The organism is Nocardia sp. NPDC005978 (assembly GCF_040614455.1).
Classification (GTDB): Bacteria; Actinomycetota; Actinomycetes; order Mycobacteriales; family Mycobacteriaceae; genus Nocardia.
The window spans coordinates 22,643-34,958 of record NZ_JBEXUS010000019.1; the positions used below are offsets into that span (position 1 = coordinate 22,643).

Consider the following 12,316-nt stretch of genomic DNA (forward strand, 5'->3'; position numbering starts at 1 on the left):
GCGCTCCGGGGTTGGAGCGCGCCGGTTCGGGCGCTCGAGGTTGGAGCGTTCCGACAGGGGTGCTGGGGTGCCGGGGTAGGGAGCCCGGGCTCGGCGGCGCGAGATTCGCCGGCGGGCCCGGGCGTTGCCCGGTGCCCCGGCGCGTGGTGATCGGTGCACGGGGGCCGATCACCGCACGGGGGTTCCCAGAACCTCGCGCGGGGTTCCGGCGCCGGCCACCTCGCCCGCGCGCAACAGCAGGCAGTGCTCGGCGGCGGCGGCCTCGGCGCGATCGTGGGTCGCCAGCACGACGGTGGTCCCGGCCGCGACGATCTCGGCCAAGGTGCGCGAGATCTCCTGCTGCGCTTCGATATCGAGACCGGTGGTGGGTTCGTCCAGCAGGAGCAGATCCGATTCCTGGGCCAGGGCGCGGGCCAGCAGGGCGCGCTGGCGCTGGCCGCCGGACAGATCGCTCAGGCGGCGATCGGCGAGATCGGTGATGCCGAGGCGCTCGAGACAGGCGCGCACCACCGCGTGATCGGCCCGGGTGAGCCTGCGCCACGGTCCCCGGTGCGCCCACCGTCCCATGGCCACGGTCTCGCCGACGGTGAGGGGCAGGGTCGCGGGAACCGCGCTCTGCTGCACCACGAATGCGGGCCGCCGCTGCGCCGAGCGCTCCACGCTGCCGGCCGTGGGGGTGATCACACCCGCGATCACCGCGAGCAGGGTCGATTTGCCGGAACCGTTGTGCCCCACGATCGCCGTCATCGCACCGGCGGGGATATCGGCCGTGACCTGCCGAAGTACGGCCCCCGCCCGATATCCGGCGGTGAGTGCGCCGAGTCGTACCGCGGGTGTGCGCTGTCTGTTCACCGAGCCACCTAGATTGTATTGATAATCATTTTCATATTATAGTCCGCTGTCATGGAATGGCTGATCGCCCCGTTCGAGGTGACATTCGTGCAGCGGGCACTGTGGGGCGGGCTGCTCGTCTCGGGCATCTGCGCGCTGGCCGGGACCTGGGTCGTGGTGCGCGGCATGGCATTTCTGGGCGAGGCGATGGCGCACGGCCTGCTGCCCGGGGTGGCCGCGGCCGCGCTGTTCGGGGTGAGCCCGGTACTGGGCGCGGCGGTGAGCGCCACCGCGATGGCGGCCGGTGTCACGGTGCTGGGCCGCAGCCCCCGCTTCGCCGCCGATACCGCGATCGGCCTGCTCTTCGCGGGCATGCTCGCGCTCGGGGTGATCATCGTGTCGCGCTCGCAGTCCTTCGCGGTCGATGTCACGGGCCTGCTCTTCGGCGACATTCTCGCCATCCGTCCCCGCGACGTGGCGTATCTAGCCGTGGCGCTGGGGATCTCGCTGATCGTCGCCGTGCTCGGGCATCGCGCGTTCGTGGCCCTGGCCCTGGATCCGCGCACCGCGCACACCCTCGGGCTGCGGCCGCGCTGGGCGCAGGGCGCCCTGCTCGCGCTGCTGACCCTGGCGATCATCGCTTCCTTTCACATCGTGGGCACCCTGCTCGTGTTCGGGCTGCTCATCGCGCCCCCGGCCGCCGCGACCTACTTCTCGCACCGGATTCCGGTGATCATGGCGCTGGCCGCCGCATTCGGTGGATTCGCTACCGTCGCAGGGCTGTTGGTGTCATGGCACACCGGGACGGCGGCGGGCGCGACCATCGCGCTGATCGCGGTCGCGCTGTTCTTCGTCGCGGCCGTCGCCGCGCGGCTGCGCGCACTCCGGCCCGGCGCCGGGACGCAGGTGCTGGTGACGGTGCTCGCGCTCGGCACGGTGCTGCCGCTGGCCGGGTGCGCCACACCCGAGCCGGAGACTCCGGCGCAGGAACGCCCGCACGGGTACGTCGAAGGCGCGGAGGAGGCCGACGGTCCCCAATCTCGTTTGGTGGCAGTCGATTCCGATGGCTCGGTGCGCGTGGTCGATCTCGTCACCGGGGAGATCGCCGACGGCGGCCGCGCTCCGCGCACGCAGGGCATCGCGGGCGACGGGCGCTTCGCCTACCCGGGCGCGCCGACCGCGACGCGGATCGTCGACGGCGGATCGTGGACCGTCGACCACGGCGACCACATGCACTACTACCGAGCCGCCGTGCGCGACATAGGCGATGTGCCAACGGGACCGGTGACCGGTGCGTACTCCGACACCGTGCTCACCGGCCTGATCACCGAGACCCCCGCACCCCGGACCGTCCTGCTGGATCGGGCCGCGCTGGAAGCCGGGACCGTGACCGAACGCGGCGTGGTGGACGGGCTCGCGGTGCCGTACGCCGAGCACGTGGTGGTCGTCACCGGCTCCGGCGGCGTCCAGGTCCGCGATCGGGCGGGCGCGGTGGTGCACCCGCTCTCCGAACCGTGCCCCGCACCGCGCGGCACCGCCCTCACCCGGCGCGGCGTCGTCTTCGGCTGCGCCGATGGCGCGGTGGTGGTTTCGGTCGAGGCCGGGGAGTTCACCGCGGCGAAGATCGCGTACCCGCACCCGGTGCCCGAGGGCGAGCGCGCGCTGGAGTTCGCCCATCGCGCGGGGAGCACCGTACTGGTCGCGCGCGCCGGCGAGCGCGGGATCTGGGTGCTCGACAGCCGGGCGGGCGGTTGGCGCCTGGTCGAGACCGGTCCGGTACTGGCGGCCACCACCGCCGGGGAGGGCAGCGCGCTGCTGACCCTCACCCGCGACGGCGTTCTGCATGCCCTCGATCCGGGCACGGGCGCGGAAAGTGCCAGGGCACAAGTGCTTTCGGAACCCTACGCCGACGGCCCACCGCCGGTACTGGAGATCGACGCCAACCGCGCCTACGTCAACGACGCCCGGGGACGGGCGATCCACGAGATCGACTACCGCGACAACCTGCGCCGCGCGCGCACGTTCGAGCTCGACATCGCACCCGCGTACCTGGTGGAGACAGGCAGATGAACCCGACGCTCCGCACGGCGCTGGCCGTGCTGTTTCCGCTGCTCCTGCTGCTACCCGGATGCTCCGGCGCGCAGTCCGATCGCATCGAGATCGTGGTGACCACCAACATTCTCGGCGACATGACCCGTGTCCTGGCCGGTGACGCCGCGAACGTCACGGTGCTGATGCCACCGGGGGCCGATCCGCACCAGTTCGCGATCTCCGCGCAGCAGGCCGCGCGCATCGATCGCGCCGGACTGCTCGTCCACAACGGCCTCGGGCTCGAGGAGGGCGTGCAGCGGCACGTCACGGCGGCCGAAGACGCGGGTGTCCCAGCGCTTTCCGTCGGCGAGTTGGTCGGCCCGCTGCCGTACCGCGACAGCGATCGGCCCGACCCGCACTTCTGGACCGACCCCGCCCGTGCGCGGCGTGCCGCCGAATCGATCGGCGCCCGCCTGCTCGAACTGCCGGGGATCGACACCGCCGTCGTGCGCGCCAATACCGAGCGCTACCTCGCCGAACTCGGCGCCCTCGACGCCTGGATGACGGAACGGTTCACCGCCCTGGCCCCCGAACGGCGGCGATTGGTCACCAACCACCACGTATTCGGCTATCTGGCACAGCGTTTCGGCTTCGAGGTGATCGGCGCGATCGTGCCCGGCGGCGCGGCGCTGGCCTCGCCGAGCGCTTCGGACCTCGCGGAGCTGGCCGGCGCCGTGCGCGCGGCGGGGGTCCCCGCGATCTTCGTCGACTCGTCGCAGCCCGATCGGCTGGCGCGGGTGCTCGCCGAACAGGCCGGCGTGAACGTGAAAGTCATTGCCCTGCATACCGAATCGCTCACCGCGCCCGGCGGGGGAGCGGCCACCTACCTGGAGATGATGCGCGCCAACACCGAGTCGATCGTGACCGGTCTCGGCTCGCGCTGAATCGCGCCGCACGACGTAACACCGAGATGAGGAGCACTACCATGGCAATTCGCACCCGAGCGCGGTCACGCGCGGCGCTGACCGGCCTGGCCGCCGTGCTCGCCCTGAGCGCCTGTGGCGCGCAGGACGAGCCCGCCGCGACCGAGATCGCCGATCCGCTCGCGGTCAGCTACGACGGCGGCATCTACCTGCTCGACGGGCAGAATCTCACCGTCGCGAAGAAACTCGAGCTCGCGGGCTTCAATCGCCTCAACCCGGCCGGGGACGACCACCATCTGATGGTGTCCACCAAGGAGGGGTTCCAGGTCCTGGACGCGGTGCACGGTGAGTTCACCGACATCACCTTCCCCGGGGCCAAGCCGGGCCACGTGGTCCGCCACGCCGATCGCACCGTGCTGTTCACCGACGGCACCGGCGAGGTGCGGATCTTCGATCCGCACGAGCTCGAGCACGGCGCGCCGAAGACCGTGAACTACAAGGCCGCCGCGCCCCACCACGGCGTCGCGGTCGAGCTGACCAACGGGCAGCTGGTGGTCACGCTGGGGACCGAGGAGAAGCGCACCGGCATCGTGGTTCTGGACAAGGACCGTAGGGAGATCGCGCGCAACGAGGACTGCCCCGGCGTGCACGGCGAATCCACCGTGGCCGGCGAGGCGGTGGTCATCGGCTGCCAGACCGGCGCGCTGGTCTACCGCGACGGCGTCATCACCAAGGTCACCAGTCCGACGCCGTACGGGCGCATCGGCAATCAGGCGGGCAGTGACGCCTCCCCGATCGCGTTGGGCGACTACAAGCAGGACAAGAACGCCGAACTGGAACGGCCCCAGCAGGTTTCGCTCATCGACACCCGGAACAACTCGCTGCGCCTGGTTCCCCTGGGCACCAGCTACACCTTCCGCTCGCTGGCTCGCACCGCGCAGGGCGACGGGCTGGTGCTGGGCACCGACGGCCGCATCCACGTCATCGATCCGGTGGCCGGCAAGGTGACCCGCAGCTTCCCGGTCATCGGCGCGTGGGAGGAGCCGCTCGAGTGGCAGCAGCCGCGACCGGCGATCTTCGTGCGCGGCGGCGAGGTGTTCGTCAGTGATCCGGCCACGAAGCAGATCCACCGCGTGGATCTGGCCGGCGGCAAGGTCGCGCAGTCGGTGACCCTGGAGTCCACCCCGAACGAGATCAGCGGCGTCCTCGCGCACTGAGTCCGAGCTCACCCCCTGGCCCCGGCAGCCGTGCCGGGGCCAGGTCTCATTCGTTGCCGCCCACCAGGGGCTCCAGATTGAGTGTCATCCGTTCGAGGACGGTGACGGCGGTGCGGTATTCGTCCGGGGTGATACCGGTCATCGAGTCCGCGCGGAAGCCTGCGACGGCCGCGGTGACCTCGTCGTGCCGGTCGCGCCCGAACGCGGTGAGGGAGAGTCCGGCGCCGGTGCGCTCGGCCCAGCCGGTGGTGAGGATGAGATCCAGGGCGGCCAGCCGGGTTTCGCGGTCGGCGTTCGCTTCCAGTTCGGCGTGGATCCGGGTTTCGGTGGCCTCGGGTTCGGCGCGGATGACATTGAGGGCCTGCCAGGCCAGGCGGGTGAGTCCGAACGCGGCCAGGCGCCGGTCGAAGTAGGCGGTGATGGCGCGGTCTGCGCGATTGAGCCAGAAGCCGATGGGTTTCACGGGTGTTCTCCTGCGGCGGTAGTGGGTCCGCGCGGGGTTGCCGCACCGCGTTCGGATCCATGCTGTTGTACATATACATGCTGTCAGTCATGTAATTGGCAGTCAACACATATATTAGTCAGGTCACGGATATACGATGTGCGCATGACAGCGAAGGACACGCGGACCGCCGACGAACTGCTCGACGCGGTCGGACCGGCCTTCGCCAAGCTGCGCCGCACCAGTGTGCTGCAGGTCGAGAACCCGCTCTCGGCCAAGGACTTCAGCCGCACGCTGGTGCTCAACCAGGTTCACGAACACAGCCGCGAGCCCGGCGCGGAAATCACCGTCGGCCGGGTCGCCGAACTGCTCGGCGCCGATCCCTCGGTGGCGAGCCGGATGGTCAGCGACAACATCAAGGCGGGTTACCTGGTCCGCGTCGCCTCGCAACAGGACGGCCGCCGGACCGTCCTGCGCCTGACCGCCGCGGGCGAGAAGCTCATGGCACGGTTCCGCGCACACCAGCGCGAGGCTTTCACGCAGGTGACCGCCGACTGGCCCGAGTCCGATCGCCTGACCTTCGCCCGCCTCATGCTCCGCTACGTCGACTCCCTCGAAGCGCTTCAGGACCGCCGATCCGCCGAGGACGTCTAGATCTGCCGACGGCCTCGGCTGGTTCAGGGTCGCGATGCCGCGAATCGACCCGAATCACTATGACCGGCACGAGTTTTCCCGTCGCCCCCATCCGCCCGGCGTGGCGGGGGATCTCGTACGGGCGGATACGTGGTCCAGGTGAACCAGGCGGCTTCGGGTGTAGATGTCAGGACGGGGTGGCCAGGGCGAACGGCAGGACCGCATCGGCGCCGGCGGCCCGGAGCGCGCGGGTCGCCATCGTGAAGGTCCAGCCCGAATCGGTCAGGGTGTCGACCAGCAGGATCGGGCCGTCCAGCTCGCTGAGATCCGGTGTGTCCCAGGCATTGTCGAGGGCGGAAACGCGGTGCGCGGAGTTGGCGGCCGAGACCGGGGGCAGATCGGGGCGCAGGTGCAGGGTGCCGAGATCGCGCAGGCGGCCCACCTCGGCCAGGCGGGCGGCCAGCGAGGTGGTGAGCAGGCGGTGGCGCGGTGTGTCCATGGCAAGCACGGCGGTGGGGCGTTCGGTCCAATTCCATTCGCGCAGCACGACCGTGCAGGCCTTGAACACGTCGTCGGGGACGGGGGCATCGGGTGCGTCCAGCAGCGCGCGCAGGCGCTGACCCCAGCCGAGATCGCTGAGCCTGCCCAGCACGCGGCCGGTCTCCGCGCCCTGGGAGATCTTGCCGGACAGGGAGACTCCGAGCTTGGCCATGCCCGTGGGCCACTGTTTGCGCGGCGCCAGGTCGATGCCGGGGCGATCGAGGCGGGCGCGAATGGCGGCCATGTCGCCGGCGTCCACCGCGATGTCCTGGCGGGTGCCGGTGCAGTTGTCGCAGCGCCCGCAGCCGGGGGAATCGGGCAGCAGACCCGGATCGTCGAGCTGGCCGCGCAGGAAATTCATGCGGCAGGCGTCGGTGGCCTGGTAGTCGATCATGGCCTGCTGTTCGGCCTCGCGCGCGATGTTCAGGCGCTCGTAGCGTTCGGTGTCGTACACCCAGGGCTGTCCGGTGCCGATCCAGCCGCCGCGCACCCGCTGCACCGCGCCGTCCACATCCAGGACCTTGAGCACCATCTCGAGCCGGGAGCGGTTCAACTCGACCAGGGGTTCCAGCGCGGCGGTGGACATGGCCCGATCGCTGTCGAGCGCGGCCAGCACCGAGCGCACGATGTGCTCGCGCGGGAACGCCACCGAGGCGAAGTAGCTCCAGATCGCGCGGTCCTCCGGCCCGGGCAGCAGCACGACCTCGGCGCTCTCGGTGCCACGACCGGCACGGCCGACCTGCTGGTAGTACGAGATCGGCGAGGACGGCGCGCCCACGTGCACCACGAAACCCAGATCGGGCTTGTCGAAACCCATGCCCAGTGCCGAGGTGGCGATGAGCGCCTTCACCTCGTTGTTCAGCAGCGCGGCTTCCAATGCCTCGCGCTCGGCCGGATCTGTCTGCCCGGTATAGGCGGCGACGTGATGCCCGTGTGAATTGAGCACATCGGCCAGATCCTGGGCCGCGGCCACGGTGAGCGCGTAGACGATGCCCGAGCCGGGCAACTCGTGCAGGCGTTTGCTGAGCCAGGCGGTGCGGGCCACCGGGTCCGGAATGCGCACGACCGACAGGTGCAGCGACTCGCGATCCAGGCCGCCGCGCAACACCAGTGTGTCCGTGCCGATCTGGGTCGCCACATCGGTGACCACGCGGTCGTTGGCGGTGGCGGTGGTCGCCAGCACCGGGACCTCCGAGCCCAGATCGGCGATGAGCGTGCGGATCCGGCGATAGTCCGGCCGGAAGTCGTGGCCCCAGTCCGAGACGCAGTGCGCTTCGTCGATCACCACCAGGCCCGCGTCGGCGGCGAGCTTGGGCAGCACCGCGTCGCGGAAATCGGGATTGTTCAGCCGTTCCGGGCTGACCAGCAGGACGTCGACCACGCCCTCGGCGACCCGGGCGTGAATCTCGTCCCACTCGGTGACGTTGCCCGAATTGATGGTGGAGGCGACGACGCCGGCGCGTTCGGCCGCGGCCACCTGGTTGCGCATCAGGGCCAGCAGCGGCGAGACGATCACCGTCGGCCCGCGGCCGGCCGCGCGCAGCAGCTTGGCGGAAATGAAGTACACGGCCGATTTACCCCAGCCCGTACGCTGCACCACCAGGGCCCGGCGCTTGTGCACGACCAGCGCCTCGATGGCGACCCACTGATCTTCCCGCAGCCGGGCCGACGGCCCGGCCAGCTCCCGCAACAGCCGTTCGGCATCCTCCCGCAGTGCGCCGGAGTTCTGGGTCTGGGTCGCGTCGGTCGAGGTCACGCGGTCCATGGTGCCTCACCGCACCGACACCGCGCCGACCGGCGGCAACCTCGCACCCCCCGAATTTTCAGCCCGCCGCGGCCAGGTGGGCCTCGACCAGGGTGCGGACCAGGGCGTCCAGTGGCGGCCACGGGAAACTCGGCCGATCCTGGCGCAGGGTGATCAGCCCGTGCATGGCCGCCCACAGGCAGGCGGCGGTGCTCCGCGGATCGGCGCAGGCGCAGGCGGCGGCCGCGTCGATGAGCATCCCGAAGGTGGGCAGCCCGGGCAGCTGGGCCGCCGTCGGCTCCCAGCCCGGCTCGCCCGCGGTGCCGAACAGGACCCGGTAGTGGCCCGGATGTGCGATCCCGTAGTTCACGTAGGCGTGGCAGATCGCGGAAAGTCGTTCGGCGGGAAGGGTTTCCGCGATCTCGTCTCGCGCGTCGACCAGTACCCGCTGCAACTCGGCGAAGCGCACCGCGTAGACGGCCGTGAGCAGCTCGCGGCGGTCGGCGAAGTGCAGGTACACGCTCTGCGGTGCGATGCCGGCGGCTCGGGCCACCGCGCGCAGCGACAGCGCCTCCTGGCCGTCGAGGTCTTCGAGCAGGGCGGAGGCGGCGGTGATGAGTTCGGTGCGCAGCAGCGCGCCTTCGCCGCGGCGATTCCGGCTTCGAGCAGGTTTGTCCGACACCTTGACACCATACCAAGACGGCCGTCTACTTACATCCGTAAGCAGACGGCTGTCTTGTTAAGGAATCCCATGCTCACCGTGACCCGCGTAGTCCACGCCAGCGTCCTGCTCGATTTCGGCGGCGCCCGCATCCTCACCGATCCCTGGCTGTCCGAACGCCGCTTCTACCGCCCGGGCGAACCGCGCAGCGTCGCCACCGCCGCCGACCTGCCACCGCTCGCTGGGATCGTCATCAGCCACGACCACTACGACCACTGCGACCTCGACGCCCTCGTCGACTACCCGGACCGGACCGTGCCCTTCGCCGTGGCGCCGGGGCTCGCCGCGAAGGTGCGCGCGGCCGGCTTCGTCAACGTCGTCGAACTCGCGCCGTGGCAGCACACCCGGCTGGGGCCGGTCGAGGTCACCGCGGCCCCGGCCGGGCACAGCGTTCCCGAGGTCACCTTCGTGCTGCGCGCGGACGGGCACACCGTCTACTTCGGGGCGGACACCCTGCGCATCCCCGAACTCGACGAGATCGCGCACCGGTTCCCGGATCTCGATCTGGCGCTGCTGCCGATCAACGGGCTGCGCATCCGGCCGGCGCTGAACCGGCAGGTCGTCATGGACGCCGCCGAGGCCGCCGAACTGACCCGGGTGTTGCGCGCCCGCGTGGCCGTTCCCATCCACTACGCGTTCTCCAGCGGGCCGATCGGTGACCGTGTCATGACCAAGGCCGAGCGCAACCGGCCGGATCTGTACCGCGACGCCGTGGCGGACCTGGCCGCCGACACGACCGTGCACATCCTGGATCCCGGCCGGCCGCTTCGGGTGTAGGGCACGGGTGCGGGGGCGCGGAAACGGCGGGCCGGGCGGACAATGAGATCCCGGGGACCGCGCGGTCGCCGGGGAGCAGGGGAGGCGCTCATGCCCGAGAAGTTCCCGTCGCCGGCGGGCTGGACGCCGCCCGGTGCGCAGTTCCGCAGCAGCGGAACGGTTTCGCGGACGCTGATCGGGGTGGCGGCCACGCTCGGGCGGCGCTGACGCGTGGCGAATGTGATTCGTGGCCCCGGGCTTTCGGCCCGGACCGGGCGTGTTCGGCTCCGCCCGTGGAAAAACCGAGGCGCCGTACCCCCAACAGGTACGGCGCCTCGGCCACGGCGGGTCACCCCTTGACGCAGAGGACCTGCCGTAGGGTCGCAACAATATCCACCAGGTCTCGCTGCGCCGCGATCACCTGGTCGATATCCTTGTACGCGGCCGGGATCTCGTCCACGACCCCGGCGTCCTTACGGGACTCGACGCCTTCGGTCTGCGCGATCAGATCCTTGACCGTGAACTGCCGCTTGGCCGCGTTCCGGCTCATCCGCCGCCCCGCCCCGTGCGACGCGGACTGGAACGAGGCCGGATTTCCCCGGCCCCGCACCACATACGAGCGCGTGCCCATGGATCCCGGAATGAGCGCGAGCTCCCCGGCCCCCGCTCGCACCGCGCCCTTGCGCGTGACGAGCATCGGCATTCCGTCGATGGTCTCCTCGGACACGTAATTGTGGTGGCAGGAAATGGTGTCGTCGAAAACGACCTCTTTCCCAGCGAACTCGTCCCGCACGGCCTTGCACACGAGCGCCAACATAACGGCCCGGTTCCGCGCCGCGTATTCCTGCGCCCAGCTCAAATCCCGCCGGTAAGCGTCCATCTCGGCCGTCCCCGCCAGGAACACCGCCAAATCCCGGTCCGGCAGTCCCTGGTTATGCGTCAGCTTGCGCGCGACGGCCATATGCCGCTCGGCGAGTTCCTTGCCGATGTTCCGGCTCCCGGAATGCAACAGAATCCACACGCGCCCTTCCAAATCCAGACAAACCTCGCAGAAGTGGTTGCCGCTGCCTAATGTTCCGATCTGCTTGTGGGCCTTCGACTCGAGCGATTGCACGCCCGAATCCAGTGATCCGAACGCCTTCCAGAACTTTTCCCAGCCCGATCGCAGCACAACGCCCGCACGGTGTCCGGACACCTCGTTGTTCAGTCGGTTCACATTCACCGGATCGCTGTGCGCCGCAAAGCCGACCGGCACCGCGGCTTCGATCCGGGCCCGCAATCCACGCAAATCGTCGGGCAGATGCGATGCGGTGAGCGAGGTCCGCACGGCCTCCATCCCGCACCCGATATCGACACCGACCGCGGCCGGCGCGACGGCGTCCTTCATGGCGATGACGGAGCCCACGGTGGCCCCCTTACCCAGGTGCACGTCCGGCATGACCCGAACCCCGTGCACCCATTCCAGTTCCGCGATATTGCGCAACTGTTGCAGCGCGGCCGGCTCGACCTCGTGCTCGTGGGCCCACATGAGCGTCTGCGCTCGGGTGCCGCGCAGCTCTACGGGAAACATCCGATGTCCTTCCTCTGGATTGCGCACCACGGTAGGCGCCGAACCCGTGCTCGCGCATCGGATTATTCGGGCGGCGCCGTGCGGCCTCTCAGCCTCCAGCGGCGAAGATTCACGCTTTGCTCGGTCCTTCCCAGCAGCGCCGCCGCTTCTTTGATGGAGTGTCGGCTGATGATTTCGTCCTCGTCCGGGGTCCAGCGCTTCATTGTGTGGCCAAATCGTTGATGCGGTGCCTGCCATTCGGCGACCGCGCGTGCTGCCGCGTACTTCCGTGAGATGGACAGGGCGCCGATCGGATAGCACCAGCAGGCCAGGCGTGCCGCCGCGAGATTGGCTACCATGACATTGGGAACGCTGTCCCGCCGATTCGGTCTCGCCGAGCGACGGACTCCGCATACCTCCGCGATCTCTTCGCAGAAGTGCTTCGCCAGCGCAGGACTCGCTGTCACGAGACTGATGAAGGGAAAACCTTTGGCGGTGAAGCCGATTGATCCGTCGCCGTCGAGAACCCCCCGAAGATAGTCGGGCCTACTGAACGTCTCGGCCGGTGGTCCGACGATTTTCGATTTCTTACCCGTCGGGACTCCGAATCGCTCGAACTCCTTGCGGACGTCCTGGGAGCAGAACTCCAACACCTTGCTGACGTATCCCTGCTTGAAGTTCGTGTCTCTGATTCTGGTCGAAATCAGCGAATGGCAGGGGAGTAGGCGCTGTAGCTCCAGAAGGATGTCTGCGTCGCGTTCGGACAGTTCGATCGAGATCTTGCCCTTGCCTGCGGTACTGCCGGAGTGCGAGCCGTCGGTTTGCAACAGGCCAACCAGGTAGGACAGCTCAGGAGAACTGAGATCCATCATGCCGAAAGGCTACGCGCATTCGAACATGGGTTCGATACATCGCGAAAACCTGTCTGA

Annotated in this window: 11 protein-coding genes; 5 read left to right on the forward strand and 6 right to left on the reverse strand. The window is 69.6% G+C overall.

Going from position 1 to position 12,316, the window contains the following annotated elements:
- Nucleotides 1–168: 168 nt before the first annotated feature.
- Complete coding sequence (gene aztA, locus ABZ319_RS11380; protein ID WP_354986260.1) at nucleotides 169–852, reverse strand: zinc ABC transporter ATP-binding protein AztA; 684 nt, start codon at nucleotides 850–852, stop codon at nucleotides 169–171.
- 51 nt (nucleotides 853–903) lie between these two features.
- Between aztA and aztB the strand changes: the two genes are divergently transcribed.
- The 3 genes from aztB to aztD are packed head-to-tail and all read left to right on the forward strand — an operon-like array spanning nucleotide 904 to nucleotide 5,002.
- On the forward strand, nucleotides 904–2,901 hold the full coding sequence (gene aztB, locus ABZ319_RS11385) for a zinc ABC transporter permease AztB (protein WP_354986261.1): 1,998 nt from the start codon (nucleotides 904–906) through the stop codon (nucleotides 2,899–2,901).
- The gene (aztC, locus tag ABZ319_RS11390; RefSeq protein WP_354986262.1) at nucleotides 2,898–3,806 is read left to right on the forward strand and encodes a zinc ABC transporter substrate-binding protein AztC; all 909 of its coding nucleotides are present in this window, start codon (nucleotides 2,898–2,900) and stop codon (nucleotides 3,804–3,806) included. The genes aztB and aztC overlap by 4 nt, the downstream gene beginning before the upstream one ends.
- 41 nt (nucleotides 3,807–3,847) lie before the next feature.
- Entirely contained in the window at nucleotides 3,848–5,002 is a 1,155-nt protein-coding gene (aztD, locus tag ABZ319_RS11395) for a zinc metallochaperone AztD (RefSeq protein WP_354986263.1), read from the forward strand.
- A gap of 46 nt (nucleotides 5,003–5,048) precedes the next feature.
- On the opposite strand, the gene ABZ319_RS11400 is transcribed toward aztD, so the two are convergent.
- On the reverse strand, nucleotides 5,049–5,465 hold the full coding sequence (locus ABZ319_RS11400; RefSeq protein ID WP_354986264.1) for a hypothetical protein: 417 nt from the start codon (nucleotides 5,463–5,465) through the stop codon (nucleotides 5,049–5,051).
- 144 nt (nucleotides 5,466–5,609) lie between these two features.
- On the opposite strand from ABZ319_RS11400, the gene ABZ319_RS11405 reads away from it, so the two are divergent.
- Entirely contained in the window at nucleotides 5,610–6,098 is a 489-nt protein-coding gene (locus ABZ319_RS11405; RefSeq protein ID WP_354986265.1) for a MarR family winged helix-turn-helix transcriptional regulator, read from the forward strand.
- A 166-nt stretch (nucleotides 6,099–6,264) separates the two neighbouring features.
- On the opposite strand, the gene ABZ319_RS11410 is transcribed toward ABZ319_RS11405, so the two are convergent.
- Together ABZ319_RS11410 and ABZ319_RS11415 are read right to left on the reverse strand one after the other, a co-directional pair.
- Nucleotides 6,265–8,382: a RecQ family ATP-dependent DNA helicase gene (locus ABZ319_RS11410; protein ID WP_354986266.1), complete on the reverse strand. Its 2,118-nt coding sequence runs from the start codon at nucleotides 8,380–8,382 to the stop codon at nucleotides 6,265–6,267.
- Nucleotides 8,383–8,440: 58 nt separating this feature from the next.
- Nucleotides 8,441–9,043, reverse strand: coding sequence for a TetR/AcrR family transcriptional regulator (locus ABZ319_RS11415; RefSeq protein ID WP_354986267.1), 603 nt, complete (start codon nucleotides 9,041–9,043; stop codon nucleotides 8,441–8,443).
- Between the two features lie 69 nt (nucleotides 9,044–9,112).
- Here ABZ319_RS11415 and ABZ319_RS11420 point away from each other — a divergent pair, with 69 nt between their 5' ends.
- Nucleotides 9,113–9,859 (forward strand): MBL fold metallo-hydrolase, encoded by a 747-nt coding sequence (locus ABZ319_RS11420; RefSeq protein WP_354986268.1) that lies wholly within the window; start codon nucleotides 9,113–9,115, stop codon nucleotides 9,857–9,859.
- Between the two features lie 328 nt (nucleotides 9,860–10,187).
- On the opposite strand, the gene ABZ319_RS11425 is transcribed toward ABZ319_RS11420, so the two are convergent.
- Together ABZ319_RS11425 and ABZ319_RS11430 are read right to left on the reverse strand one after the other, a co-directional pair.
- Entirely contained in the window at nucleotides 10,188–11,408 is a 1,221-nt protein-coding gene (locus ABZ319_RS11425; protein ID WP_354986337.1) for an RtcB family protein, read from the reverse strand.
- Nucleotides 11,409–11,470: 62 nt separating this feature from the next.
- Entirely contained in the window at nucleotides 11,471–12,259 is a 789-nt protein-coding gene (locus ABZ319_RS11430; RefSeq protein ID WP_354986269.1) for an LAGLIDADG family homing endonuclease, read from the reverse strand.
- Nucleotides 12,260–12,316: the final 57 nt, after the last annotated feature.

Bases quoted from the DNA above. Each gene is read 5' to 3' on its own strand.
- ABZ319_RS11420 (WP_354986268.1), top strand. From the start codon at position 9,113: ATGCTCACCGTGACCCGCGTAGTCCACGCCAGCGTCCTGCTCGATTTC.
- ABZ319_RS11405 (WP_354986265.1), top strand. From the start codon at position 5,610: ATGACAGCGAAGGACACGCGGACCGCCGACGAACTGCTCGACGCGGTC.
- ABZ319_RS11410 (WP_354986266.1), bottom strand. From the start codon at position 8,382: ATGGACCGCGTGACCTCGACCGACGCGACCCAGACCCAGAACTCCGGC.
- ABZ319_RS11430 (WP_354986269.1), bottom strand. From the start codon at position 12,259: ATGATGGATCTCAGTTCTCCTGAGCTGTCCTACCTGGTTGGCCTGTTG.
- aztB (WP_354986261.1), top strand. From the start codon at position 904: ATGGAATGGCTGATCGCCCCGTTCGAGGTGACATTCGTGCAGCGGGCA.
- ABZ319_RS11425 (WP_354986337.1), bottom strand. From the start codon at position 11,408: ATGTTTCCCGTAGAGCTGCGCGGCACCCGAGCGCAGACGCTCATGTGG.
- aztD (WP_354986263.1), top strand. From the start codon at position 3,848: ATGGCAATTCGCACCCGAGCGCGGTCACGCGCGGCGCTGACCGGCCTG.
- aztC (WP_354986262.1), top strand. From the start codon at position 2,898: ATGAACCCGACGCTCCGCACGGCGCTGGCCGTGCTGTTTCCGCTGCTC.